23 protein-coding genes and 1 pseudogene are annotated in these 26,090 nt (G+C 59.8%); 14 read left to right on the forward strand and 10 right to left on the reverse strand.

Translation table 11 applies throughout. The features are described from left to right. Window positions 1–65 precede the first annotated feature (65 nt). The 3 genes from brnQ to GYN08_RS18405 all read left to right on the forward strand — a co-directional run bounded on the left by brnQ (window position 66) and on the right by GYN08_RS18405 (window position 4,871). Entirely contained in the window at window positions 66–1,469 is a 1,404-nt protein-coding gene (gene brnQ, locus GYN08_RS18395; RefSeq protein ID WP_166277322.1) for a branched-chain amino acid transport system II carrier protein, read from the forward strand. Between the two features lie 241 nt (window positions 1,470–1,710). Further along, a complete protein-coding gene (locus GYN08_RS18400; protein ID WP_166277325.1) occupies window positions 1,711–2,340 on the forward strand; it encodes a TetR/AcrR family transcriptional regulator in 630 nt (209 codons plus the stop codon). A gap of 41 nt (window positions 2,341–2,381) precedes the next feature. Then, window positions 2,382–4,871 carry an MMPL family transporter gene (locus GYN08_RS18405; protein ID WP_166277327.1) on the forward strand — a complete coding sequence of 830 codons (2,490 nt, stop codon included), beginning with the start codon at window positions 2,382–2,384 and terminating at the stop codon, window positions 4,869–4,871. Between the two features lie 62 nt (window positions 4,872–4,933). Here GYN08_RS18405 and GYN08_RS18410 read toward each other — a convergent pair whose 3' ends face one another. Then, window positions 4,934–5,422 carry a hypothetical protein gene (locus tag GYN08_RS18410; protein ID WP_166277330.1) on the reverse strand — a complete coding sequence of 163 codons (489 nt, stop codon included), beginning with the start codon at window positions 5,420–5,422 and terminating at the stop codon, window positions 4,934–4,936. A gap of 152 nt (window positions 5,423–5,574) precedes the next feature. Here GYN08_RS18410 and GYN08_RS18415 point away from each other — a divergent pair. Both GYN08_RS18415 and GYN08_RS18420 read left to right on the forward strand, forming a co-directional pair. Next, window positions 5,575–5,760, forward strand: a pseudogene (locus GYN08_RS18415) (hypothetical protein); the annotation flags it as partial. 56 nt (window positions 5,761–5,816) lie between these two features. Further along, the gene (locus GYN08_RS18420) at window positions 5,817–6,809 is read left to right on the forward strand and encodes a two pore domain potassium channel family protein (protein ID WP_166277336.1); all 993 of its coding nucleotides are present in this window, start codon (window positions 5,817–5,819) and stop codon (window positions 6,807–6,809) included. Window positions 6,810–7,147: 338 nt separating this feature from the next. Here GYN08_RS18420 and GYN08_RS18425 read toward each other — a convergent pair whose 3' ends face one another. Then, window positions 7,148–7,798, reverse strand: coding sequence for a hypothetical protein (locus GYN08_RS18425; RefSeq protein WP_166277339.1), 651 nt, complete (start codon window positions 7,796–7,798; stop codon window positions 7,148–7,150). Beyond that, window positions 7,795–8,394 (reverse strand): matrixin family metalloprotease, encoded by a 600-nt coding sequence (locus tag GYN08_RS18430; RefSeq protein ID WP_166277342.1) that lies wholly within the window; start codon window positions 8,392–8,394, stop codon window positions 7,795–7,797. The genes GYN08_RS18425 and GYN08_RS18430 overlap by 4 nt, the downstream gene beginning before the upstream one ends. Window positions 8,395–8,648: 254 nt before the next feature. Between GYN08_RS18430 and GYN08_RS18435 the strand changes: the two genes are divergently transcribed. Together GYN08_RS18435 and GYN08_RS18440 are read left to right on the forward strand one after the other, a co-directional pair. Then, window positions 8,649–9,362 carry a hypothetical protein gene (locus GYN08_RS18435; protein ID WP_166277345.1) on the forward strand — a complete coding sequence of 238 codons (714 nt, stop codon included), beginning with the start codon at window positions 8,649–8,651 and terminating at the stop codon, window positions 9,360–9,362. A gap of 468 nt (window positions 9,363–9,830) precedes the next feature. Next, entirely contained in the window at window positions 9,831–10,544 is a 714-nt protein-coding gene (locus GYN08_RS18440; protein ID WP_166277348.1) for a hypothetical protein, read from the forward strand. A gap of 88 nt (window positions 10,545–10,632) precedes the next feature. On the opposite strand, the gene GYN08_RS18445 is transcribed toward GYN08_RS18440, so the two are convergent. Further along, window positions 10,633–11,523, reverse strand: coding sequence for an AraC family transcriptional regulator (locus GYN08_RS18445; protein ID WP_166277351.1), 891 nt, complete (start codon window positions 11,521–11,523; stop codon window positions 10,633–10,635). A gap of 187 nt (window positions 11,524–11,710) precedes the next feature. Between GYN08_RS18445 and GYN08_RS18450 the strand changes: the two genes are divergently transcribed. The 4 genes from GYN08_RS18450 (at window position 11,711) to GYN08_RS18465 (ending at window position 14,853) form a co-directional block, all read left to right on the forward strand. Beyond that, window positions 11,711–12,160, forward strand: a complete 450-nt coding sequence (locus GYN08_RS18450; protein ID WP_166277355.1) for an SRPBCC family protein — start codon at window positions 11,711–11,713, stop codon at window positions 12,158–12,160. Between the two features lie 132 nt (window positions 12,161–12,292). Beyond that, window positions 12,293–13,015, forward strand: a complete 723-nt coding sequence (locus GYN08_RS18455) for an SDR family NAD(P)-dependent oxidoreductase (RefSeq protein WP_166277358.1) — start codon at window positions 12,293–12,295, stop codon at window positions 13,013–13,015. Window positions 13,016–13,077: 62 nt separating this feature from the next. Beyond that, entirely contained in the window at window positions 13,078–13,500 is a 423-nt protein-coding gene (locus GYN08_RS18460; RefSeq protein WP_166277360.1) for a MerR family transcriptional regulator, read from the forward strand. Window positions 13,501–13,677: 177 nt separating this feature from the next. Further along, a complete protein-coding gene (locus GYN08_RS18465; RefSeq protein WP_235946378.1) occupies window positions 13,678–14,853 on the forward strand; it encodes an AbrB family transcriptional regulator in 1,176 nt (391 codons plus the stop codon). A gap of 79 nt (window positions 14,854–14,932) precedes the next feature. Here GYN08_RS18465 and GYN08_RS18470 read toward each other — a convergent pair whose 3' ends face one another. Genes GYN08_RS18470 through GYN08_RS18485 form a run of 4 tightly spaced genes read right to left on the reverse strand, consistent with a single transcriptional unit; the run spans window position 14,933 to window position 19,446 of the window. Continuing rightward, window positions 14,933–16,300: an acyltransferase family protein gene (locus GYN08_RS18470; RefSeq protein ID WP_166277363.1), complete on the reverse strand. Its 1,368-nt coding sequence runs from the start codon at window positions 16,298–16,300 to the stop codon at window positions 14,933–14,935. Next, window positions 16,290–17,135: a D-alanyl-D-alanine carboxypeptidase family protein gene (locus tag GYN08_RS18475; protein WP_166277366.1), complete on the reverse strand. Its 846-nt coding sequence runs from the start codon at window positions 17,133–17,135 to the stop codon at window positions 16,290–16,292. The genes GYN08_RS18470 and GYN08_RS18475 overlap by 11 nt, the downstream gene beginning before the upstream one ends. Then, the gene (gene alr, locus GYN08_RS18480; RefSeq protein ID WP_166277369.1) at window positions 17,102–18,379 is read right to left on the reverse strand and encodes an alanine racemase; all 1,278 of its coding nucleotides are present in this window, start codon (window positions 18,377–18,379) and stop codon (window positions 17,102–17,104) included. The genes GYN08_RS18475 and alr overlap by 34 nt, the downstream gene beginning before the upstream one ends. After that, the gene (locus GYN08_RS18485; protein ID WP_166277372.1) at window positions 18,376–19,446 is read right to left on the reverse strand and encodes a D-alanine--D-alanine ligase family protein; all 1,071 of its coding nucleotides are present in this window, start codon (window positions 19,444–19,446) and stop codon (window positions 18,376–18,378) included. Before GYN08_RS18485 ends, alr begins: the two co-directional genes overlap by 4 nt. A 361-nt stretch (window positions 19,447–19,807) precedes the next feature. On the opposite strand from GYN08_RS18485, the gene GYN08_RS18490 reads away from it, so the two are divergent. Beyond that, window positions 19,808–20,542, forward strand: a complete 735-nt coding sequence (locus GYN08_RS18490) for an SMI1/KNR4 family protein (RefSeq protein WP_166277375.1) — start codon at window positions 19,808–19,810, stop codon at window positions 20,540–20,542. A 628-nt stretch (window positions 20,543–21,170) separates the two neighbouring features. On the opposite strand, the gene GYN08_RS18495 is transcribed toward GYN08_RS18490, so the two are convergent. Continuing rightward, window positions 21,171–22,292 (reverse strand): anthranilate phosphoribosyltransferase, encoded by a 1,122-nt coding sequence (locus GYN08_RS18495; protein ID WP_166277378.1) that lies wholly within the window; start codon window positions 22,290–22,292, stop codon window positions 21,171–21,173. Between the two features lie 13 nt (window positions 22,293–22,305). After that, the gene (locus GYN08_RS18500; protein WP_166277381.1) at window positions 22,306–22,902 is read right to left on the reverse strand and encodes an ANTAR domain-containing response regulator; all 597 of its coding nucleotides are present in this window, start codon (window positions 22,900–22,902) and stop codon (window positions 22,306–22,308) included. Window positions 22,903–23,228: 326 nt separating this feature from the next. On the opposite strand from GYN08_RS18500, the gene nirB reads away from it, so the two are divergent. Beyond that, a complete protein-coding gene (gene nirB, locus GYN08_RS18505) occupies window positions 23,229–25,715 on the forward strand; it encodes a nitrite reductase large subunit NirB (RefSeq protein WP_166277384.1) in 2,487 nt (828 codons plus the stop codon). After that, window positions 25,712–26,080 (forward strand): nitrite reductase small subunit NirD, encoded by a 369-nt coding sequence (nirD, locus tag GYN08_RS18510; protein ID WP_166277387.1) that lies wholly within the window; start codon window positions 25,712–25,714, stop codon window positions 26,078–26,080. The genes nirB and nirD overlap by 4 nt, the downstream gene beginning before the upstream one ends. Window positions 26,081–26,090: the final 10 nt, after the last annotated feature.

Consider the following 26,090-nt stretch of genomic DNA (forward strand, 5'->3'; position numbering starts at 1 on the left):
TATCCGTAGACATCAAATACAAACGCCTTACCTTTAAAGGTTTCGCTGCTTGGGGGAGTATCATTATGCAGAAAAAAGTCAATGTATCCTTTATCATCGTGCTCGGCTCCATGCTCTTCGCCCTGTTCTTCGGAGCGGGCAACCTGATCTTTCCGCCGATGCTCGGCCAGATGGCCGGAGAGCATGTTTGGTCCGCCAACGCGGGCTTCCTGATGACGGGAGTAGGGCTGCCGCTGCTGGCCGTCGCCGCTTTCGTCTTCTCGGGCGAACGCGATCTGCGCTCTCTGTCGAGCCGCGTGCATCCGCTGTTCGGTCTCGTTTTTGCCGCGGCGCTGTACCTGGCGATCGGGCCGTTCTTCGCCATGCCCCGTACGGGTACGGTATCGTTCGAGATCGGGGTCAAGCCTCTGCTGCCGGAAGGATCGCATACGGTCGGCCTGGCCGTCTTCACCGTCGTATTCTTCGCGGCGTCCTGCCTGCTGTCGCTGAATCCTTCGAAGATCATCGATATCGTCGGTAAAGTGCTGACGCCGCTCATGCTTATCTTCATCGCCGTGCTGATCGCGGCGGCGGCTTTCTATCCGATCGCCGACTTCGCGGCGCCCGACGAGAGCTATGCGGCGCACGCCGTCTTCAAAGGCTTCCAGGAAGGCTATCTGACGCTGGACGCGCTGGCCGCGGTCATTTTCGGCATCATCGTCGTGAACGCCCTGAAGGACAGCGGCGTGAAGAAGCGCGGCGAGTTGGTCTCGGCCTGCATCAAAGCGGCCGTGATCGCGGCGGTTCTGCTGGCGATCATCTACACGGCGCTGGCCTATATCGGCGCTTCGAGCGTCGGCGGGCTGGGCCTCAAGGACAACGGTGCCGCCGTGCTCGCCGCCGTCTCGTCCCATTACTTCGGCGCTTACGGCTCCGTGCTGCTGGCGCTGATCGTCACGATGGCCTGCATCACGACGAGCGTCGGCCTGATTACGTCCTGCGCTTCGTTCTTCCACGGACTTTTTCCGAAAATGTCGTATAAAACGATCACCGTGGCGCTGTCCGTATTCAGCGCGCTCGTCGCGAACATCGGACTGAGCGGTCTCATCAAAGTTTCGGTTCCGGTCCTGATGGTCCTGTATCCGATGGTGATCGCGCTGGTCATCCTGACGTTCCTGCATCCGCTGTTCAAAGGCAGAGCTTCGGTCTACCAGGGCACGATGCTGCTGACCTTCCTCGTGAGCCTGTTCGACGGATTCAAGGCGGCAGGCATCAAAATCGCGTCGATAGACAATCTGTTCGCCCAGATTTTGCCGCTATACGGCGTGGGCTTGGGCTGGCTGCTGCCGGCGGTCGTCGGAGGTCTCGGCGGCTTGATCGTCGCGGCGCTTACCGGCGGAAAAGGGAATTCGGCTGCGGGAGAAACGCTGACCGGGCGCTCCGCCCAAGCTTCTTCCAAAGCGGATCAAGGCACGTCGGCGGGCGACTGAGGAAGATCGGCCGAAGGTGATCGACCGAGATCAACCGCTCGCGAAAAAAGCAAAACCGCATCGCGCCCAAACCGGGATCGGCCTTCGCCGCATGCCCGGTTTTTTGTTGTGCGCTTATTTCGGTACGGTCGAATTCATTCCCGTTGAGCAAAGTTGCACATTGTGCAACGAAATGATATAGTCGGTTTCGGGTGTTTGGATACAGGCTTGAAAAGGAAGCAGGGTGGAGAGGAGAAGGAACATGGTCAAACAAAGCCTGCGCGACATGAAAAAAGAAGAAACCTGGCATGTGCTGGCCCGAACCTCGTTCGAACTGGCGCTGGAAAAAGGCTTGGACGGCTTCACGATCGAAGACGTGGTGCAGCGCGCGCGTTATTCGCGGCGGACGTTCGCCAACCATTTTTCCTGCAAGGAAGAAGCGGTGTCGATGGGGATCTTGTCTTTGAGCGGAGCAAGCGGGGATTTGCACCGGGAAGATATCCTGCGGGAAGTCGAATCCGCGCCGCACGAGTCTCCGGTCGAAGCGCTCCGTCAATGGATGAAAATGAAATTCACGGCCAATCTGCTGCGGGAGCTGAGGGAATTGGTCGTCCTCTCCAAAGCGTATCCGACGCTGGAGCCGTACGTCCTGAACGTGCTGCACCGGCTTCAGGCCGCGGCCCAGACCGAATTGGACCGGCTCTGCGGCGGCCGCTGTCCGCAGGGGTATACGCATATTTTGGCGGGCGCGGTGTTCGGAGCCGTCATGTCGATCCTGGACGGGGACATCGACGTGCAGATTCCGGGGGAAGCTCCGAGAGAAGGCGCGGGTACGATGGCGTTTGACGATTTTTTGGAAATGACGTTCGGGTATTTAAAAAAAGGATTTTGAGGTCCGCTTAAGACGGGCCGACTTAAAAGGAGCGAAAAAGGGTGTCCAAATTTCTATACAAATTAGGCAAGTCGGCATACAGCAGGCCTTGGCTGTTCATCGGGGGCTGGGTCGTCGTGCTGGCGATCGTGATCGCGATGCTGAGCGTGAACGGCGTGAGCGTCAGCTCGGAGATGAAGCTTGAAGGCACGGAGTCGCAAAAAGTGCTCGATCAGCTGGCGGAAGTCCAGCCGGAAGCATCCGGCGGACAGGGCAGCGTCGTATTCGTCGCGCCCGAAGGCGAAAGCCTGAATACGCCGGAGAGGCTGGCGGCGATCAAGGAAGCGGTCGACGAAGTGTACGGACTCGACCAGGTGCTGAACGCGCCGGAACTGGCCGCGCAGGCCATGGCGCAGGCTCAGGCCCAAGCGCAGGCCGCACAAGGTGCGGCAGGCGGCGAAGCCGGAGCCGGCGATGCCGCCGCGGGCGCGGCCGGCCAGGGCGCCGGAGCGGGGCAGAGCGGAGAAGCCGACGCCCAGCAGGGCGCGGGCATGGCGCAGCAGGAAGGTGCGGGCGCCGCGCAGCAGGGAGCAGACGCGGGCGCGGATGCCGCGGCTCGGCAGGGCGCAGCCGGCTCGGCCGATCAGCCGCCGTATACGCAGCTGATCGTGGACGGCGCGCCGGTAATCGGCGTGACGATCGCAAACGACGGCCGCGCGGCGCTGTTCCAGTTCCAATTCACGGTCCAGCAGTCGGCCGTGTCCGACGAGATCAAAGCCTCGGTCGTGGACACGGTCGAATCCGCGGCCAGCGAGACAGGTCTCGAGGCGCTGCCGAGCGAATCGCTGCTGCCGCTGGACATTCCGATCGGAAGCAACGAGGTATACGGCCTCGTCGTGGCGGCGATCGTGCTGATCATGACGCTCGGCTCCGTCATCGCGGCCGGACTGCCGTTGGTCGTCGCGCTGTTCGGCGTCGGTATCGGGGTCGGCGGCGCGTACGCCTTCTCGACGTATCTGAACATGAGTTCCATCACGCCGGTACTGGCCCTGATGGTGGGCCTTGCGGTCGGTATCGACTACGCGCTGTTCATTATCAACCGTCAGCGCCGCCTCATTTTCGACCAGGGACTCGGCGCGAAAGAAGCGGCCAGCCGCTCGATCGGCACCGCGGGCAGCGCCGTCTTTTTCGCGGGCCTGACGGTCATCATCGCCTTGTGCGGCCTGCTGGTCATCGGCATCGGCTTCCTGAGCACGATGGCGCTGGTCGCTTCGGCGACGGTGCTGCTCAATGTACTGATCGCGCTCACGCTGCTGCCGGCGCTGCTCGGCCTGATCGGCGAGCGCATCTGCTCCCGCAAAGCGCGCGAGAAAAACGCCGCCGTGCAGGCTTCCCGCGCGCAGAAGCAGGCGAAGGCCCGCTGGATTCACGGCGTGATCAAATTCCGCTGGCCGGTTATTCTGCTGATCGTGGTCATTCTCGGCATCGCCGCGGTTCCGGCCGCGCAGATGAACCTGGCGATTCCGTCTGCGGCTTCGGCCGATCTGGATACGGCCAAACGCCAGAGCTACGACGCGATCTCGGAAAGCTTCGGCGAAGGCTTCAACGGCACGCTGCTGATCGTCGCGGAATCCGCCAACGGCGAAAATATCACGCCGCAGACGCTCGGCGCGCTGACGCAGGGAATGCAGCTGCTCGATAATGTCTCCGTCGTCTCGCCGCTCGGCATCAGCGAGAACGGCAAGCTGGCGATGTTCAGCGTCATTCCGAAGACCGGACCGAACGACGAAGCAACGTCGAAGTTGGTCACGACGCTGCGCGACGAAAATTTGGCAATCGCCACCGCCACCGGCGTCACGCTTGGCGTGACGGGCGTGACGGCGGTCAACATCGACATGTCGGCGAAGCTCGCGGAAGTGTTCCCGATCTATGTGGGCATCATCGTCGTCCTGTCGCTTATTATCCTGCTGCTCGTCTTCCGCTCGATCGTCGTGCCGATCAAGGCGACCGTCGGGTTCCTGCTCAGCATCCTGGCCACGTTCGGCATCACGACCGCCGTGTTCCAATGGGGCTGGGCGCATGACCTGTTCGCGTTCGATACGGCGGGTCCGATCCTGAGCTTTATGCCGATCATGGTCACGGGCATCCTGTACGGTCTGGCGATGGACTATCAGGTGTTCCTCGTCTCGTCCATGCGCGAATCCTACGTGCACGGGCATCGCGGGACGGAGAGCGTCATCCACGGCTACGGCCAAGCGAGCCGCGTCGTCGTGGCGGCGGCGGTCATCATGGTCGCCGTATTCGCGGGCTTCATCTTCACGCACGACATCATGATCAAGCAGATCGGCTTCGCGCTGGCGATCGGCATCCTGATCGACGCGTTCGTCATCCGCATGACGCTCGTTCCGGCCGTCATGTCGCTGTTCGGCGACAAAGCCTGGGCGCTGCCGAAATGGCTCGACCGCATTCTGCCGAACCTGGACGTGGAAGGCGACAAGCTGCTGGAAGAACTGAAGGCGCAGGAAGCGGCGGAGGGTGCGAGAGGGCGTTAAGAGAGTTGAGGACCCGGCCTACAGCCGGGTCCTTTTTTGATAGAAAAAAGATTCACTTCCCGTTATTCTTCCGTTGTTAATTGCTCGATCGTAGTCGATTCAAGCAGCTGCTCGCGCTTTTTCCCGCCGCTTGTGTACGTGATTTTGATTCGGCGGTCAGAGGCGGGCTGCACGTGATTCAGCGAAACTTCCAACACCAACCGGCTTTCGCCTTCGACTTCGAAGCCTTGGATCTCTTCGAGATTGCCCAGATTTTCCCGTTGATAGACGCCTACCGCTTTTTTCGGGTCGGCCCCGTGAAAAGCATAACGGATTCGATCGCTTTCTACGGTAATCGGGGTCCCGTCTTTTTTGACCAACTCCATGGATTCGATCGTTGCCGGATTTTTCCCCATCCATTCAAATGTCGTTACGATGAAATAGTTCTTATCGTTTTCAAACGTCGAGGTGGACATGTTACCCAGCTTGAACTCGTTTGCATACTCTCCGCCCGCGCGGGAGCATCCTGCCAGCAGAAAAATCAAGATAACGAAAAGACTTTTTATGTTCAAATCGGCTTCTTCCTCCTTTGCTGAAATTAAACGTAATGAATGATTTTACAACTTTATGTTGGAAAGATTTGTGGCGCAGATCTAATTCTTTAATAAATGCATTTAAACCCGTATAAACAAAAAAAGATTTTTTTAAAAGTCACAAGAATGAAATGCAAAGCGAGATGTTCATCGACTTCCGCGACGTCCGAGTCAAGCTTGCTCAAGGAGGTCTGTTCGTCGTGCCGAAAGGAGTCGAGCATAAGCCGTTTGCCGAGCGCGAGTGCCGGATCGAGAGCATGTGCATTTTCGCGGATGCGCACCGCGCAAGCTGCGTCTTTGTTTTGCGCGAAGGGTAAAAAGCCGAAGAAAAGCGGGCATTCGAATCTGCCCGATTTGCGAACGGAGGACTAGCATGAACGAATGGTATGGGGCGGCAGGATTGATTTTGATCGGGATCGCATTGATTGATTTCGTTTGGAGCACGCTGTGGGTGGAAGGCGGCGCGGGGCCGGTGACCCGGCGTCTGTCGACCGGCTTATGGAAGGTCTTTCACAAGTTGTTCGGCAGGCGGCCTCAGGCCTTGAGTTTAGCGGGACCGGTCATTCTATCGCTTACGGTATTGACCTGGGTCGTCATGCTTTGGGTGGGTTGGACGCTCGTTTTCGCTTCGGACCCGTCCGCGCTGTTCAATCCGCAAACGAATACGGAAGCTTCATGGGCGGAGCGGCTTTACTTTTCCGGCTATGTGCTCTTTACATTGGGTAACGGCAGCCTTGTTCCGAACGGTACACGCTGGGAGATGGCGACCGTGGCCGCGACCGGAACCGGAATGCTGTCCATCACTCTGGCGGCTACTTACCTGATCTCGGTGCTGAGCGCGACTGCCCAGAAGCGAGCTTTTGCCCAAAACGTATTCGGCATGGGCCGCAGCGGGGAAGAAATCGTGCTGTCCGCTTGGAACGGAAAGGATTTTCATCAGATTGATCTTCTGCTGCACGATTGCGCTTCCCAATTAAGCATGCTTACGGCCCAGCATCACGCCTATCCGATTCTCTATTACTACCGCAGCAAAAAAACGGAGCAGTCTGCGGTCGCTGCCGTCGCCGTGCTTGAAGACGCGCTTTCGCTGCTGCAGTTCGGCATGCGGCCTGCCGATCTCGTCAATACGCTGGTCTTGAAAGAAATGCGCTCCAGTATCGACAGTTACGTCAGTACGCTTCACGTCCGCCGCTTGCATGAAAAGGCTGAAATGCCCGAGCCGCCGAGTTTGTCCGCCCTCCGGGAGCGCGGCATTCCGGTGCGATCGGAAGCGGATTTCGAAGAAAAGCAGAAACAGGCTGCCGAACATCGAAGAAAGCTGTCGAATATTTTGCGGGCGAGCAGTTGGAGATGGCCAAGAAATTAAAAGGTCGCGCACTCTTTTATAACACGAGGATCGCTCTTACAGCGGAGCCGGTTCCGGTGTCTAAAGCGGGAAAGGTAATCTTTAGCGCTTGGCAAAACGCCGGTAATCCAAAGGCAGATTATGTTTGATCACGGCGGCGGCTACAGGAAGTCGGCTGCGCTGCCCAACGGCCGATCACGGCGCAGCTGGAAGCTGGAGCATACGACAATCTGCTCTCTGGTCAACTCGGTTTCTCAAGCGGAAATATATCTTACGTTTTCTAGTAAAAAGATGCGTCCCCTGAAGGGGCGCATCTTTTTACGATTGCTGCGGTTAATACTAGAGTTATTTCAGTTGAATTATTCAACTGGGGTCTCTTCGATAAAGCTTTGGAGTTCCGCTTTGGCTTCATTGCTGAGTTCTTTGTTTGATTCGTCAACGGGATCGGAAATATTGACTTTCCCTTGATAAGTACCTAACGGCATATAGCCACCATCAGGATGTTTTTTTAAGAATAAAAGATATTCTTCATTTGGCTTGATTTCATTATAGTTCTCGTTAATGATCTTAACCTGCTGGCCTAAACTATCTGTAAAGATAGTATAAGGCTCGTAGATCATAATATCTTCGCCGATACCCAAATCTTCTTTTGATTTTTGAAGATTTTTAATCTCTACTTTGGTTTCTGCCCAATACCATAATGGCACTCCGTTCTCATCAGGTTCTTCATTAACATATTTTATTTCAGGGGAAGCTGTTGCCAGAACAACGAGGTCTGCCTCTGCTTCAAGTTCGCTTGATGCTTCATAGATTTGGGTTTCGCTGCTTGTTTTAATGATTTTCATGTCATTTTTCTTCTGGCTATCAGCAGTAGCCGATCCCGCTTGTGCAGGGTTTGAAGGACTCGTGCTTTGTGGGATTTTTTCATTACTTAATGCGAAAAAAAGAGAAGCAGATAAAATTAAGGCGCCTGAAGGAATAAGAATTGTTTTTAGCGCTTTTCTATTCATATTGACAACACTCCTTTAATTTCCGTATAAGCTTTTAATCCATTCTTATCGTCTGTTTGGAGCGTATAGTATTTGTTATCGCCCTGTCTCATTATTGCCTTTGTTGATTCATCAGTGACACGGGCAAGTCCCATTACATGACCGAACTCGTGAATCATGACTTTTTCTCTAAGCACAGGGTTTTCTGTTTTCAGTTCCGGGTTGTTAATTCTTACTCTTGAGTAAGCGTATACTCCTGTCCAGCTCTGGTTTTTTCCGGAGATGTGAGTGTAGTTATAAGTATCTGCCCAGTCTGTAGTGTGCAAATCGCCAGCATATACTTTGACATCTGCAGCACTAGCAGTAGTAGTTCCGGCTGTTTTCATATGGCTGGAAATTCCATTCCATGATAAGTAGCCGGTCTTCGAAACACCACTATACCCGTAAGATGACACCGTAGGATCAAGATAGACGTGGAGATCTGGTGCTGTACTTCCGGAGAGGCTAGTGACCCAACGTCCACCGAACAGTGTGTAAGCATAAGTACTAGAGGAAGCAGAGAAGAGTAGCGTAGCGGCGGCGATAGTAACTAAAGCTTTTTTGATAATTTTCTTCATATGGACCTTCTAAAATAGTTCTTACCAACATAGGCCTATATTTTTTGAGAAAGTTTCTTTTTTTGAATTTTTTTAAAAAAGGAAAATAAGCGCAGTTAGAATAGCGCTTTCCTATGTGCTAAAAAGCATACTTTTCGGAGAGATACCTCGTCTATGCACCAGGCGGTACGGCCGATCCGGGGCGAGGACCGGAATTATCGGGTTCCGTTCGCACCGATCGGAGAAGGTCCGCGAACAAAACGGAGGTATCGAACATGCAAAAAAAATCGATGATTTTGGCTTTATCCGGCGTACTGACACTGAGTTTGGGACTCGGCGGCTGCGCGAATCCCGACAGCGGCGGCGCACCGGAAGCCGCTTCGGAAACGCCCGCCGCTTCTGGCGGTCAGGCGAAGGAAGAAGCGAATAAACCGGCCGCGCCTGCGCAGCCGGCCGAATCGGCGGAGCCGACCGAAGGGGCTGCCGGGAAGACGGAGAGCCTGCGCGAAGAAAAAATCGAAGTAGGCCACGCCGTGTTCCTGACCGCGGACGACGCCGAAGAGCAGTCCGATGCGGTAGTGCGCGTCACGGCCACCGCAGACCGGGAAACGGTCGTGGAAGAAGACGCGGGGGAAACGATCGGGAGCACCATCACCCGAGCGAAAGTGTCGAAAATCTACAAAGACTCGGACAAGCAGGCGATCGGCGGTGAAATTGCCGTTATGGAGCCTTATTACGCAGCGAAAGACGACAACAACGATCCGGTACAGTACTATTATGAAGAGTATGTGCCGATGCGCGAAGGAAAAGAATACATCTTATTCCTGGTGTGGGACGAGACGCATCAGGCGTACTGGGTCAACGCGCTGGAGCAGGGAGAGCATCCGCTCGACAGCAGCGAAATCCGCGCGGCGTCCGGACAAGCCGGAGACGGCGACGAACAGTATCTGGCGCTGCGGAAAAGCGTGTTGGAGAAGTACATGAATTAAAAGCGAATCATAGGCGTCTGCGCAAAAAGCTCAACCGGATCTGGGACCAGATCCAATTGAGCTTTTTTTGTTCTGTCTTTTACGGCTGTTCGTCCCCATCTTCATCACTGGTTTGGATGCTGCCCGAATGACTGAAGCGCATGCTTCCGAACTTTAACGCGAGAGGTACCGTTTTATGCTAAGCCGGAAAGAAGGAGTGCGCCGTCGCGGAGAACGGGGACAGCCAGCGTTTCGTTTTTTGTTAATCTGCTGTGCACGCGTTTTCAATTTTCAAAGTGAAATTATAATTTTTCGCAATAAGGACGGAAGGCTTATTACTTATTTATCAAGCAATGATACTATTTAAAGGATGATGCCTAATTTATGGTTCAAAAGGTTTGAAAAGAGGGGGGATGAATATGAATCGCCTCATCTTCAACTTTACTTCGATCGGCGGGAAGTCAAAATGCGGCGAAAGGGATGGGGCGAATGAGCGGCGAGATGACAGGGAGGATCGCGATCAACGCTGCGGCACTGCTGATCGTTACGGCGATCTGGTTCGTCCTGGGTTCTCGGGATCTGTACGCGCGGCAGATCGTTCCTCTGTATTATGCCGGAGGAGTGCTGCTGATCGCAGCCGTGCTGTTTGTATTGAATCGGTGGGGGATGAAGGCCTCTCTTCCGTTCACGCTGGCGTCGATCGGGCTGGCCTTGGTGCTTTTCATCGCGATCAGCAGGCCGGTCGCCGCCAATCCGCTGTATCGGGACGTGCTGGGCCATTATTACGAAAGGTTTCAGGCCGACACGCTGCTGCGGTTTCCCGCCTACATGCGTGCGGAACATAATTACGTCACGGTTATTCGTGCGCTCGAAGACGCCGGCGTCCGCGCGAACACCATTGAGGGGGGAATCGGCGAAGGCAGCGGACCGGAGCAGGTCGACGGCGATCGTACCAAGGCGCAGGTCGTCTATTTGATCAACGGCGACACCTATGCGATCTTCGATTGGAAGGATCGCCGGGTGCTCGGCGTTCGGCCGGCGGCTTCGCTGCTCGAAGAGGCCGAAGCGGAATTGAAGGCGGACCAAGCCGTCGATTCGCGGCATCTCAAAGCCTATCTGATTCTATTCCGTTTGACATCCGGCGGCTCGCAGGGATTTTACGTGTATGCCAGAGACGGCGAACTCAAGCTGGTCGCCCGATAACCAGATATGCCGAAAGCCCGGTCCGGTCTGCTTGCAGACCCGGTCGGGTTTTTCGTCGTTTCCGCTTCTGCGCCCGAACGCTCGGTTCCTATCGTTCGGCTCCGAGCCTCGCTCTCTGCGCGTAAGCCTCCGGCGTCACGCCGACGACCGCTTTGAAATCTTTGATAAAATGCGCTTGATCGTGATAGCCGAGCTCGTGCGACAGGTCGAGCAGAATCGGCCGCGAACCGTTCGGACCGCCGCGTTCCAGCGCGTCGGCCGCTTCCTGGAGCCGGTGCAGCCGGATGACCCATTTGGGAGCGAGTCCGATCCGGCGGCTGAACAGGCGCTGCAGCGTCCTTTTTTCGATGTCGAAAGCGGCGCACAGTCCGTCCACCTTCGTCAATTCGCGGTCTTCCGCGATTCGGCGGGTCATGTCGTGCAGCAGAGCCGTTTCCGCGTCCATAACCGGCGATGCGTCCAGCAGCAGCCGATCGAGCAGGGCGACCATGCCGGAATCGTCCGACTCGGCCAGCGCCCGCTCCAGTTCCGCGCCGGAAGCGGCGATGATCCGGTCGACGGGAATCGGCCGCCCGTCCAGTTCGGCCAGCGATTCGCGGTAAAAAGGATAGAAGCCGCCGGGCCGGAACTTGACGCCGAACACGCGGCCTTGGCCGGAAAGGGGCTTCGAAAATCTCGACGGCGAAGGCGGGAAGCCGAATGTCCGGCCCGGCTCGATGACCAGATTCACGCACGGATTGGGCACGACATCCTGGCGGTATGGTTCGGCGTCGGTCAAATCCCATTCGACCGTCCAATAATGGCGGACGAATCCGGCCAACTTGGGAGACGGGTCATAGCGGAGCAGCCGAAATTTCTCGCGGCCTTCGCGGGGGCGAAGCACGCCGAGCCCCGGCTCGGACGAGTCGAAAAAGGGAGTTCTCGGAGCGGCCGGGCCGCCCGGCGGCAGACGGTTCGGAACCGATAATCGGCTTTGCATCGTCATTGTCCTCCTGCGGCGCGCTTCCGGGTAACGCGTCGGATTCCCGCCGCCCGGTCTGTCGCGTTTTTACTATGCGAATGTACGTTCTTCAAGTTAAGCTGATTGTAACACGGAAGGCGCGGCCGCGCGAGACGCAAAAGCGGCGCGGACGTTTTCCGAATCGATCCAACGGGAGGAATATGCAATGAAGCTGGAATACGTGATTTATGTCGACGCATCGCCGGAAAAAGTATGGGAAGCGCTGGTGTCGCCGGAAGGGACGAGAGCCGTCTTTTTCGGATCGCGGCTGAAGTCTTCGTTCGAGGTGGGCGCGCCGTTCGAGTATGTGGGCCCCGGCAGCGACGGCGGGGAAACGGTACATGTCTACGGGGGCGTCCTGGCGTTCGAACCGGGCCGCCGGCTCAGCTATTCCGAACATCCGGGGCCGTCGTATTACGACAATCACGCCGAGCTGCGCACGCGGGTGACTTTCGAATTGGAACCGTCGGGGAGCTGTACCAAATTGACGCTGATCAACGACGAATGGACCGAGAACCACCCGGGCTTCGGCAATGCGAGCGGCGCCTGGCCGATGGTGATCAGCTCGATCAAGACGTGGTGCGAAACGGGCAAAACGCTGGATTTCGGCTGGTAGGAAGCGAAACGGCGCGGCTCTCTCCAAAATCTTTTTGCTTATTTTCGGGAATTCGCTTGACTTGGAGTATGCTCCAGGTAGTAGTCTGGGCTCAAGCGGCCGCTGAATACGATTCCGAGGAGATGAGCAACGATGCAGAAGCAGACGGTTTTCATTACGGGTGCCAATAAAGGGATCGGTTACGAAACGGCAAGGCAGCTCGGCAAACAGGGTTACTTCGTCTTGTTGGGAGCGCGCGGCGAAGACAGCGGCCGGGAAGCGGTTGAACGGCTGCGCGAAGAAGGCGTCGAAGCCGAGCATATCCGGATCGATGTCGCGAGTCCGTCCGCTATCGCGGCTGCGGCCGAACAGATCGCGTCCCTTACGCCTTCGCTGGACGTGCTGATCAACAATGCCGGAATAGGCGCGGGAGGCAACGTTCCGAGCGAGCAGAACATCGAGGACGTCCGCCGCGTATACGAAGTCAACGTGTTCGGTCCCATCCAGATCATTCAAGCGCTGCTGCCTTTATTGAAAAAAGCGCCGCTCGGCCGCATCGTGAACGTGTCCAGCGGGCTGGGTTCCCTGACGTTCAACAGCGATCCGAACCACGAGCATTACGGAGCCAATCCGCTGGATTACAACAGTTCCAAGACGGCGCTGAACGCCGTGACCGTCCTGTTCGCCAAAGAATTCGCCGGAACCCCGCTCAAGATCAACGCCGTCGACCCCGGTTATACCGCGACCGACCTGAACGGGCACAGCGGGACGCGCACCGTCTCGCATTCCGCCGGCACCGTAGCGAAGCTTGCCTTGATCGGCGAGGACGGTCCGTCGGGACGATTCTTCGACGAAAACGGCGAGATTCCCTGGTAAGATACGGCTGACATTCGCATGATTCGCCGAAGGGCGCGCATGCAGGAAGGAGCGTGAATGCCATGATCGAGATTCCCGACAAACCGATGACGATCCGCGAAACGTCGGAGCTTACGGGCCTGACCGAGGATACGCTGAGGTATTACGAGCGCATCGACCTGCTGCCGCCCGCCGAGCGCAAGCCGAACGGGCATCGTTTCTACACGTCGAATCAGGTGCAGAGCATCATTTTTCTGATGAAGCTCAAATCGATCGGGATGACGTTGGAGGAAATGAAGCAGTTTCGCATGCTGGTCGATCAAGGAGACGGGACGATCGAGATTCGGAAAAGCATTCTGGAATCCTGCCGCCGGAGAGTCGACGAAGAGATCGAACGGCTGCGGAGCGTGCGGAAAGTGCTGGACTACAAAATGAGCCATTACGACGAATTGAGGTTGAATCCTTCGGTGGACGATAGGGGATGCGACCTGTCGAGTTACGAGTAAGCGGCAGAGACGGACAGCGTATGCGGACATCGAAAAGAATAAACGAAAAAGCGGCAGGACCGGTAACTCGGCGCTGCCGCTTTTTGGCGTTTTCGCTCCGCGGGAAAGGAAGGGGTATAATGAAAAGATAAGCTTTTTCGGCGAATATCCAGGTTTTACGGAAAGAAGGAATGCGCAATGAGCGATCGACAAGCCGCAAAAGGAAACCTATGGGCGCGAACCGGACTGGCCCTGCTGATCTCCCTTGCGGGCGCAGGCCTGTTCAAGCTGCTGGGTCTGCCCGTTCCGTGGCTGCTCGGTCCCATGACGGCGGCGCTGATCAGGTCCAATCTGCTGAAAGGGCGCTATGCCTGGCCTTCGCAGATCCGCAACGGAGGGATGATCGTCGTCGGTTATACGATCGGGCTCGCCATGACGGGAGAAGCGCTGCGGCGCATGGGTTCTCAAGTGCCGTATATGATCTTGATGACGTTCCTGCTTCTGCTGCTGTGCGCCGGCATCGCGTACGTGATCGGCCGTTTGTCCGGCGCCGACTTCAAGACGTCGCTGCTCGGCAGCGTGCCGGGAGGACTGTCGCAGGTGCTGATTCTGGCGGAAGAGACCAAGGGTGCCGATCTGACGCTGGTGACGGTTAACCAGGTGCTGCGGCTGCTGCTGATCATCGTCTGCATCCCGCTTCTGATCTACAGTCCGCTGTTCGGGCAGCATGCGAGCGAGGCGGCGCAGACCGCGGTCTCGGCGAAAGTGCCGTGGCGCGGGCTGTTTCCGAATATTCTGGTGTATGCGCCGCTGTGCGTGGGGCTGGCCGTGCTGGGGAAAAAGATTCGGTTTCCGACCGCCTTCCTACTCGGTCCGGCGTTCGGCACGGCGCTGCTGCAGGCGACCGGCTTTCACGCGCCGTCGCTGCCGCTCGGGTTGACCGACGCCGCGCAGCTGGCGATCGGGACGTACGTCGGCATGCTGCTGAAGCCGGCGCAGATCGAACATAAAATCCGCACGTTCTCGCTGGCGCTGCTCAGCGGCGTGCTGCTGCTGGCCGGTTCGATCGGCTTGAGCGCGCTGCTGACCCGTCTGGAGCCCGTATCGTCCGCGACCTCGCTGCTCAGCCTGGCGCCGGGCGGCATGGACCAGATGGGAATCATCGCCCACTCGATCGGCGCCGATCTGTCGATCGTGTCGGGGTATCAGCTGTTCCGCACGTTCTTCATCTTCTTCGCGATTCCGCCGCTGCTGCGGCTGCTGTTTCGGTATACGGACCGGAGAGCCGGGAATACGGCGAAAGTCTTTCCCGAAGCGGAAGGGACGGAGGCCCCGGTTCGCGAAGTCGATGAAGGCACAGGGCGGCGTTATTAGAACAAATTCGATATGCGACCAAAAACCGGAGACGCATTTCTTGCCGGGCGTGAAGCATGGGCGAATTTGAAGACATGCCCTAGAAAAAGCGGCGCAAAGGCGCGGAGGAAGAAGAATTTTCCCCGCGCTTTTTGGTGCGCGCGCCTCGGCGCCATGTGCCGAACCGGTTCATGGCGGCGGCCGCGAACGCGGCGAGGACGACCGAGAGCAGGCAGACGGCGGCGTAATGCACCGGGCTGCTCTCGATCAGCAGCCGCTCGCCGTTTACGGCTTTGGCGGCGCCGCGCACGAGGACGATCGCCAGGGGGTGCAAAATATAGACCCACGTTCTCCACGCGCGCAGCCGCTTGGAACCGGGCACGTTCCAGGTCGTCGACCACAGGAACAGCAGGAACGCGGCCGGAAGCGAGAACAGATACATGCTGTCGTGCCGGGGCAGGTCCAGGCCGCGGACCCATTCGCCTTCGGCGACCAGCAGCGCGAGGGCGAGAAGCGCCGCGGCGCCGATCCGGGCATTCGCGGAGCGGGCGGACCCGGACGGCGTCCGCTTCCGGCGTGGCTCAGGCGGCGTGGAAGAGGCTCGGACAGGAGCGGAGACTGCCGGCTCCCGGTCCGCCGCTCCGCCTGCCTTGAACGCTGCGCGTCCGACTCCGCCTGTCCGGCGGGCCAGCGCCGCGCCTGCCAGAATAGGCAGCGGCGCGAAGAACAGGCCGTTGCGCGTGTAATCCATCCATTGATACAGCGCGTCGTACGCCGGTTTCAGATGCAGCGAGCCCGCGGCGAAACCGTAGTAGCTGTCGCCCAGCAGTCCGATCGCGTACAGAATAGCGGCGGCCGCCCAGCTCCAAAACAGCGAAGGCAGGCGGCTCAGGGCATAAATCAGCCAGATGCCGATCCAGAGCGCCGGGAAAAACCAGAGGTGATAAAAGGTGCCGTCCAGCACGATATCGCGCAGTACGGCAAAAAGATCGAAGCCTCCCTTGAAATCGCCTTTGTAAACGTTGAGCGGCAGATAGATCAGGATCGACAAGCCGTACAGCAGCGCGATCTTGTTCGTATAGCGGACGACGGCGGACCGGCCAGCGGAGACGTCGTCCGAAAATTTGCGGAAGAGGAAAAATCCCGCTCCGATAAAGAAGATCGGCACGGCGACCCTAGAGATCAGCCCGGCAATCCAAAAGTCGGCCTGCGGGCTGACGCTGGCCAGCGGAGACGTGTGGTTGGCGATGACGAGCAGCGCGGCGATGAACTTGAGCCAGTCCGTGCCGCCGATGTTCCGGGACGGGCCGATTGCGGTACCGCCGGCACCGCCGCCGCTGCCAGAACTGACGGTGCTTCCGCCGCCGCCCGTGCTGCCGATACGGTCGCCGCCGGCGCTGTAGGCGCTGTCGGCACCGGGCGGGCGTTCCTGTCCGCCGCCGAGGCTCGATGCCGTTTTAGTGCCCATGAGGATCTTCTCCGTTTCCGTGCTTCCCGTCCGCCTGCCGCCGCAGCCATTCGACGTACTCTTCGAGGCACAGATCGCGCTCTTCCATGATCGCGGCATGGGCCGCGCCGACATAGCGGAAATGCCACGGTTCGCAGGAGATGCCGGTCAGGTGCTCTTTGTGCGCTTTGTAGCGCTGGACGAAGCCGAATTCGGCGGCTCTCGCTTTGAATGCTCCGCAGACGCCGTCGTCCGGGAATTCCGGCGCGATAAAGTCCAGTCCGCCGGCGGCCGAGCCGACGTCGACGGCAAGCCCCGTATGGTGTTCGCTGCAGCCGGGCAGAGCGACGAATTTGGCCGTGTAGGCCGGACCGTTTTCCCGCAGCGAAGAAGAGTAGATCTCCGTCTGCTCGGCCAGATCGCGGTAGCCGCTGACGACGACGATGCCGTCTTTGCCGCTCACGGCATCCAGCAGCGCGTCCAGCCGGTTCAGGCAGGTTCGATCGAGCCGGATGCCGTCGTCCAGCGCCCGGATGCCCGGACGGGAGCCGACCGGGGCGAGCCGCTGTTCCGTATCCGCTGGACTTTCGGCCGCGGGGTGGTCGCGGTTGACCAGGACCGGTACATGTTCGGCGTCCGGGCCGAGCGGCGCGTTCCCCGAACGAGACGAATGCGGCGGGTGCGGCAGATGCGTTCGGGCTGCCCCGTCCGTATGATCCGTCCGATCCGCCCCGATTGCTTGATCCGCTTGATTCGTTTGATCTGCTTGATCCGCTCGATCAAGCGGATTTGCCTGATCGGCTGTGTTTTTACGATCTCCGTTTATCCTCGAAACGTATGGTGTACGGGTCTCCATGCGTATCCCTCCTTCGTCGAATCTTCGTTCGCCGGCCGTTCTTTTTCGTAGTTTCTCGGGACCCGCCGCGTCAGCGAAGCGGTGATCTCCTGCGGGACGATGCCCGCGCGCGAAGCGGCTTCCGCGCAGGAGATGCTTTCGCCGTCCTGACTGCCGATCAGAACTACCGCATCGCCCGCCCGGCAGGGGCCGGGCAGCCGGACCGTCAGCTGGTCCATGCCGATCCGGCCGACGACCTTGGCGCGTCTGCCGCCGACCAGCACTTCGCCGCCCTGCATGATCTGCGACCAGCCGTCGGCGTAGCCGATCGGCACGGTGCCGATCCATTCCTCGCCCCGGGCCGTATAGGCGCGGTCATAGCCGATCGTGTCGCCGGCGGATACCCGCTTGGCCTGGATCAGCGCGCTGCGCAGCGTCAGCGCCGGCTCCAGCTCCCATTGGGGAGCCAGCGCCGAAGGATAGAAGCCGTAAGCGGCCGCGCCGATCCGGATCATATCGAGTGTCATTTCCGGAAATCGCAGCGCCGACGCGCTCCCGCAGCAGTGTAAAAGGGGCGAGCGAATCCCCGACGCACTCGCCCATTCCGTCATGGACAGGAAGCGCTCGTACTGCAGCCGCACGAACGAAGTGTCCGCCCAGCCCGCCGTGGCGAAGTGCGTGAACAGCCCTTCCGCGACGATATCGTCCCGTTTGAGCCAGGGCACGAGCCGGTCCCATTCTTCCCGGCTTCGCAGCCCGATCCGGCCGAGACCGGTATCGAACTTGACGTGCACGCGAAGCGGAAGGGCGCCGCCTGCGGCATTCCCGCCGCCCGCCGTCCCGATCGTGCCGACGCAGCCGTCCCTTCGGTTCGAGGCCTCCCTTTCGCCGCTTCCGTCTCTCGGCCGCCGCAGCTCTTCGCGCTGCCTGAACCAATCGGCTTCCGTGACGGTCAGCCGGATATCCAGCGCGGCCGCGAGCTCCGCGTACTGCGGCGGGACCGGCGCCAGCACGAGAATCGGCAGCCGGATACCGTGCTCGCGCAGCTCGACGGCTTCTTCGAGCAGCGCGACGCCGAGCATGTCGGCGCCGGCTTCCAGGGCCGCTTCGGCGCTCTCGATCGCGCCGTGCCCGTAGCCGTCCGCTTTGACGACCGCCATCAGCCGGACCGAAGCCGGGAAACGGCGGCGGATCTTCGACAGATTGCGCCGAATCGCCGCCGTGTCGACGTCCGCCCGGGTGTCCCGGTACACGGCGCCGCTCATCGGACGCCGCCGACGGACGCTTGAGCGCGGCTGCGCTCCAGCGCGTAGTCCATCAGCTTTTCGATCAGGGACGCGTAGCTCGTGCCGTCCGTCCGCTCCCACATGACGGGGTACATGCTGGTGCCGGTGAAGCCGGGCAGCGCGTTGATCTCGTTCAGGTAGATCAGGCCGTCTTCGCCGAGGAAGAAGTCGACCCGCGCCAGCCCGGAGCAGCAGAGCGCTTCATAGGCGCGGATCGCCGATTCGCGGATCTCCTCGGCGGCCGCGGGCGGGATCTCCGCCGGAATCGACATGCGGAGCGTCGGGTCGGCGTATTTGGCGCGGAAGTCGAAGAACTTCACGCCGTGCAGGAATTCGCCCGGCAGCGAAGCTTGCGGGCGGTCGTTGCCCATGACCGCGACCTGGATCTCGCGGCCGGGAACCTCGCGCTCGACGACGAGCTTGACGTCGTACCGCAGCGCTTCTTCGATGCCGGCTTCCAGCGCGGCGCGATCTTCGCAGCGGCTGATGCCGATCGAGGAGCCGAGCGTCGCCGGCTTGACGTAGCCCGGCAGCAGGTCGCGCTCCTCCAGGCGGCGCAGCACGCCCGGACGGTCTTCGTTCCATTGGCGCCGCGTGACGACTTCGTACGCCGTTTGGCGGATGCCGGCGAGACCGGCGAGCCGGTGGGTCACGTCTTTGTCCAGCGTCATGGCCGCGGAGAGGACGCCGTTGCCGACATACGGGATGTCGAGCAGCTCCAGCAGTCCCTGCACCGTGCCGTCTTCGCCGTTCGCGCCGTGCAGCAGCGGCAGCGCGACTTTTTCGCCGGGACGGGAGAATTCGTTTTTCAAGACTTCGCCGAGCGAAGACGCCGCGTCGGCATGGCGGGAAGCCGGCGTCAGCTTATCCGCGGTCAGACCTTCTTCGGGCATCCGGCCAAGCCCGGTCCACCGCCCGTCGCGGGAAATATAAATGGGATATACCTCGTGTTTTCGCGTGTCCAGCGCCTTCAGCACCGTGGCCGCCGTTTTCAGCGACACTTCGTGTTCCGGCGATTGGCCTCCGTACAGAACATAAACGATCATGGGCATTCAGCTCCTTTTTTATGGGTCGATTCCTGCGCAGCAGTACACGAAAGACGCAGCATCGTCGAAATTTATCGCGCGTTTTCGGAATTTCGACCTTGCGAAATTTGAAAGTACGGGGGAATTGAAGCGCCTATTTAGATGGTCGTACCGGATATAAGGTGGCATAAGATTTTTTTTCGAAAAATCGGGATCTCGCTTCGCCGGCGGAAAATCGCATTCTTCGCGGACCGAGAAAGGAGGCTGCAGTTCGCCTTTTCCTGAGGCGGCCCGTCTGATAAAGTTGGAAAAGAAGACGGAAGGCGAACGGATTGCGGAGCTCTCCGAACGGGCGCCTGGACAGGAAAGGGGATAAAGAGGGATGAACGAGCGTGAAGCGGAAAACGCAGGCGGAACCGAAGGGACGGCGGGGCGCGAATCGGCAAGGCTGGACGCGGAGATCGAAGACATTCGCCGGAGAATCGACGAACGCTGCGGAAACGAACGTTTTCGCATGCTGTTTTACGATGTGGCGGGCAACATTCCGGCCGACATGCTGGACGGGGAACGCGAAGTGCCGGAAGAGCTGGCGGACGAGGACGACGGCGAGTGGAAGTTCTGGAAGCCCGTCCCCTCGACGATTACGGACCGGGAAATCGGGGAATCGGAGTCGAGGCTGGGCGCGGAATTTCCGCCGTCTTTCCGGGCAGCGCTTCAGGCTTATCACTTGGTGAGCTGGACGTCGGCGGGGGTGGAAGACGGACGCGGCGGCTACGTGGGCGGCTGCATGTCGTTTACGCTTCCGGCGCTGACGACGGAGCTGCGGCTGTCCGAACTGGAGCGGAATGCCGCGGAAGACTGGGGACATTTGATCGCCGCGGGCTATCTGCCGTTCGCGATCGGCGAAGACGGCCAGGGCCCGATCTGCTTCGATCTGGAGCGGCGGCGCGAAGACGGCGACTGCCCCGTCGTCTGGATGCTGCACGATTACCTGGTCGATCTGGGTCCCGAGGGCGCGGGCGTCCGAGCGAACGTGGAGCCGCATATGCGGCAGCTGGCCGATTCGTTCGGCGAGATGAAGGCGGTGCTGTTCGGCGGGGAAAAAGAACAGGAATGACGCGGCGAATAGGCGAGTGCGGGGGTGCGCGAGTACGCAAGTAGGCGAATATGCGAATATTTGCTTATGCTGAGCGGGACTGCACGGGAATGCCGAGAGCGGCGCGAGCACCGTTTTAAGCGCGGCTCGGCTCGGCGCATATCCGGCGCTGCTTGACGTGAGAATCGGCGCTGCCCGACGCCAAAAAGACGGCTAACGGATCGTATGTCCGTTAGCCGTCTTTTTGGCGCGTTTTTTGAACGTTAACGGATCGTATATCCGTTAGCGCTCAAAATCAGCTTCGATGCTTGTTGAAATCGGATTTTTCGCGATCTAAGCGTCACTCGGTTCCGTTAGAATGTTCAAAAAGCGAAAAAGCCGCTTTAAGAGTCATCCCGTTCCGTTAGCGGGGAAAGGCAGGACAAAGGCGAGGCTGCGGCTTTTTTTCGCCGTCGCAGCCTCGCTAATCGCAGCCTCGCGGCCAGTCGGGACAGCGGAATCCGCAGCGTTCTTCGCCGTCTGCCGTGCTCCGCTAATCGCCGCCTCGCGGCCAGCCGGGGCGGCGGAACCCTCGTTGCCCTTAGCTGTCTGCCGCCGCTGCGCCAACCGCCGGCCTCACCGCAGTAACCCGGGCCTCCGTCCGCCGCCGTCAGCCTTGGCGCGCCTCGGCTCCGACCGGGGCGGAAGCGCCGCCTGCGGGAGCGGCGTCCCGCAGCGCGCCGCTCCACGCTTCGTAGATTTTCCACGCCGAGCCGTCGTCCAGCAGCGGCTTGGCGGTGTAGATCCCTTCTTCGACCGAGCCGACGGCTCCGGTCAGATGCAGCCTTACCGCCGCGTTCAGCAGCGTCTGATTGTAGTACGCCATATGCCCGCCGCCCTGAAGCACGGCTTCGAGCGTATCGAGCTGGCGGCGGGCGGTCCAGTGTCCTTCCTCCGGCATCTCCGTGTCCAACCCGTACATTTCCGGATCGAGCAGGTCCAACTCGCAGCGGCCGTCTTCCGCCGTGTGAATCCGGGTCGGCCGGTGGATGAACACGTCTTCCGAGCCTTCGACGCCCTGGACGATCAGCGTTTTGCGGTAGCCGAGCCGGTTTACGAGCCGGGCCAGCCGGTCGATGACCGTATTGTGGAACACGCTCAGTACGAGATACGGCGAGCAGGCGTAATCGACGAGCTTCTCCGCCGTGTTCAGCAGCGTGCGCATGCCGAGTTCCTCGCGGATGCCGTGCAGCCGCTCGAGCGGAGGACACCATTTGGCGGAGTCGGCGAACAGCACGCCTCCGCCCGCCGCGTCGCGCCCGTCCGCCGCAGGGTTCGCCGCCGCGCTTGCGTCCGCCGCCGCGATCGCGTCCGCGCGGCCGAGGCGCGACGGGTCGATGCCGGACGCCCGGAGCATGTCGTGCAGGACCACGCCGTATTTCGGCGGCAGAGGCGCCGAGCCGTGCAGCGTGACCGGCACGCCTGCAGCCGCGACGACGAATGCGGTCGGCAGCGACGCCCAAAATGTCTTCTGCCGGCCGTCGTAGGGACCGGCGAAGTCGATGCCGGGCTTCCGGCATTCCCGGTAAGCGTGTCTTCGACAGACGGACACGAACGCTTCCAGTTCTTCCACGCTTTCCAGCTTCAGCCGCTGGGCGATCAGGAACGCGCCGGTCTGCGCGGGGGTGGAGCGGCCGCCGAGAATGCTTTCCGCGGCTTCCAGCGATTCCCCGTAATCCAAGTCGCGCGCTCCGCGTTTGCCGCGGGCGACTTCTTTTAACAAATCGATCATATGGGCGGCCTCCTCAGGATTGTTCATGCAGCAGCTGATAGACTTTGACGATGGAGGTGGCGACGTCGACCATTCGTTTTCGCTCGTTCATCGCCTGTTTGCGCAGCAGGTCATAGGCTTCGGATTCGGAAATGTTTTTCGTCTTCGACAAGATGCCTTTCGCCATGTCGATCCACTTGCGTTCTTCGAGCCGGGCTAGCAGTTTCTCCCGTTCCTTGGCCCACTGCGCGCGTTCGTAGCATCGTCTGGCGCTGAAGTGCAAAATCCAATGGATCTCGGCCGGCTGCATGAACGGAGACAGCACGCCGTCGATCCTTACGTCGTCTTCGCAGGCCGATACGGACAGCGTAGCCGTCTCCGACGTACACCACCAGAGGACGGGGACGGTCTTTCGGGACAGCAGCAGGTCGGCCCAACCGTTCATTTCGGTAATCGGCAGGGCGAGCACGGCGGCGTCGGTCTCGCCGACAAGGTCGAACGCTTCATCCCGGCTTCTAGCCGACCGGGCAATATAGCCGCAGCCGCCGAGCAATCGGGTCGGTCCTCTATTGTCCGAATCGGGATCATACGGCGGATCGGAAGAGTGGTGCACGATCAATACACTGTGCATGAACGACGCTCCTTGTATTCAGAATCCTTTCTCGTCTTTATAATGTGTTAATTTATATAACACGAAAATCGTTAATTTGTCGATTATTTTAAAATCACAAAAATTAAATGTCAAAATTGTTGACGCGATAATCGAAATCCGGTATAGTCGGTTTCAAGAATTGATGCGGATACAAAGATGTGTCCGACTGAAGCGGCAATGGCGCCTGCTTTCACCTGATACGGCAACGGGAAACGATTGCGTTTTCCGCGGCGGGTGAAGCGGGCTGTTTGCGTTTTCTCCGTCTGTCCAAATTCCGATTCTCCCTCTGGAAGGAGCGACTTCATATGACAACCAAGCGCAAAAAACTGGTGCTGGTCGGCAACGGCATGGCCGGCGTCCGCACGATCGAACATCTGCTCAAGCTGGCGCCGGACCTGTACGAGATTACCGTATTCGGGGCGGAGCCGCATCCGAATTACAATCGGATCATGCTGTCGTCGGTGCTGGCCGGCGGCGCGAGCATGGAAGAGATCGTGATCAACGATCTGGGCTGGTACAGGGACAACGGCATCACGCTGCATTTGGGTCGGACGGTCACGGAGATCGATCCCGGGAACCGCAAAGTTTATGCCGAGGGCGGGATCGAAGCGGCGTATGACGAGCTGATCATGGCTACCGGCTCCAATGCCTTTATTCTGCCGATTCCAGGCGCGGAAAAGGAAGGCGTGATCGGCTTCCGCGATATCAAAGACTGTCAGGCGATGCAGGAAGCTTCCCGCCAACACAAGAAAGCGGCGGTTATCGGCGGCGGCCTGCTCGGGTTGGAAGCGGCCCGCGGCCTGCTGAATTTGGGCATGGACGTCACCGTCATTCATATCAACGAATATTTGATGGAACGCCAGCTGGATCGCCCCGCCTCCATTATGCTGCAGAAGGAGCTGGAAGCTCAGGGCATGAAATTCCTGCTCAAAAAACAAACGGAATCCGTGCTCGGCAAGCAGCGGGCCAAAGGACTGCTGTTCAAGGACGGCAGCATGCTCGAAGCTGACCTGGTCGTCATGGCGGTAGGCATTCGTCCGAATACCGCTCTCGCGCAGCGCAGCGGCATTACGGTCGAACGAGGGATCGTCGTCGACGATTATATGCGGACGAACCTGCCCGGCATTCACGCGGTCGGCGAATGCGCGCAGCACCGCGGCATCGCGTACGGGCTGGTCGCTCCGCTGTACGAACAAGGAGCGGTGCTGGCGAAACGTCTGGCGGGCATCGAGACCGGCGGTTACGAGGGTTCCGTCACCTCGACCAAGCTCAAAGTCTCCGGCGTCGACGTGTTCTCCGGAGGTATATTCGTCGAACCGGAAGGCGCGAGGTCGCTCCGCTATCAGGACGAGATCGAAGGCGTATACAAGAAGCTGGTCGTGCTGGACGATCGTCTGATCGGCGCCGTGCTGTTCGGGGAGACGGGCGAAGGCGCTTCGCTGTTCTCGCTGATCAAGAGCGGGGAGAGCATCGCGGGACGGGAAAAAGAACTGCTGCTCGGCCTGCCCGCGGATGCCTTGTCGTCAGGCGGCGGAGGAGGCGGCGCGTCGGCGCGGCTCGAGGCCATGCCGGCAGACGAGATCGTCTGCGGCTGCAACGGAGTATCCAAAGGCGATATCGTATCGGCCATCGAAGGCGGCTGCACCAGCCTCGGACAGGTCAAAGGCTGCACGAAGGCTTCCGCTTCCTGCGGCGGCTGCAAACCGCTGGTGGAAGGACTGCTGCAGATCTATGCCGGAGACGACGTCGTGACGGTCAAGGAAGGCATCTGCGGATGCACGAGCCTCAGCCGCGACGAGATCGTCGCCGAGATCAAGCGCATGGGCCTCAAGACGGTCAAAGAAGTCATGAACGTGCTGGATTGGAACAACGAGGAAGGCTGCTCCAAATGCCGCCCGTCGCTCAACTACTATCTGGGCATGCTGTTCCCGGCGGAGTACAAGGACGAGAAAGAATCCCGCTTCACGAACGAACGCTATCACGCGAATATTCAGAAGGACGGCACGTATTCGGTCATCCCGCGCATCTACGGAGGCGTCACTTCGCCGACCGAGCTGAAGCGGATCGCCGAGGTCGCGGAGAAGTTCGCCGTGCCTCTGGTCAAGTTTACCGGCGGGCAGCGGCTCGATCTGCTCGGCGTGAAGAAGGAAGATCTGCCCGGCGTCTGGGAGGCGCTGGACATGCCTTCGGGGCACGGTTACGGCAAAGCGCTCCGCACGGTCAAGACGTGCGTCGGCTCCACCTTCTGCCGCTTCGGCACCCAGGACGCGATGGGCATGGGGGTCAGACTGGAAAAGGCGTTCGAGCGGATGAACGCGCCGGCGAAGGTCAAGCTCGCCGTCTCCGGCTGCCCGCGCAACTGCGCCGAAGCCACGGTCAAAGACTTCGGCGTCGTGGCGATCGACGGCGGCTGGGAGCTGCATGTCGGCGGCAATGCCGGCGTTCACGTCCGGGCGACCGAGCTGCTGGGCGTCGTCAAGACGGACGACGAAGTGGAAGAGTGGGCAAGCGCGTTCCTGCAGTATTACCGGGAAAACGCGACCTGGAACGAGCGTACCGCGCCATGGGTGGAGCGGGTCGGCCTGACGCATATCAAATCGGTGCTGGACGACGAGGAAGAGCGCAAAGCGCTGCACGCCAGACTGCGCGATACGCTGGACCGGACGGTCGATCCGTGGAAGCAGATCGTGAACGAGCCGGAGCTGCGCAAAAATTTCGAAAAGCTGCCGGCGGCTCAGGCCGTCCCGGCGGCAAAAGAATCCGGCGAGCGGACAGAGGAGGAATCGGCATGAGACCGTTGACGGGCAAAGTGCGCGTAGGAAGCTTGAACGATATCGATCCGCAGGGATCCCGGCGCTTGAATGTGAACGGGCTGGAGATCGCGCTGTTCCGTTTGTCGGACGACGAGATTCTGGCCGTGGAGAACCGCTGCCCGCACAAAGGCGGCGTTCTGTCCGAAGGGATGGTATGCGGACCGGTGGTCCACTGCCCGCTGCACGATTGGCGGATCGATCTTCGCAGCGGAGAGGCGCTTGCCCCGGACAAAGGCTGCATCGAGACGTTCGAGACGGAAGTTGCCGCGGACGGCACGATTTTCTTGACGCTGGACGGAAGCGCTCAAAGTTCGGCCGCCGGGCCGGACAGCCATAGCGCCTAAGGCGCGACCA

Source organism: Saccharibacillus alkalitolerans (assembly GCF_011090185.1).
In the GTDB taxonomy this organism is placed as follows: Bacteria; Bacillota; Bacilli; order Paenibacillales; family Paenibacillaceae; genus Saccharibacillus; species Saccharibacillus alkalitolerans.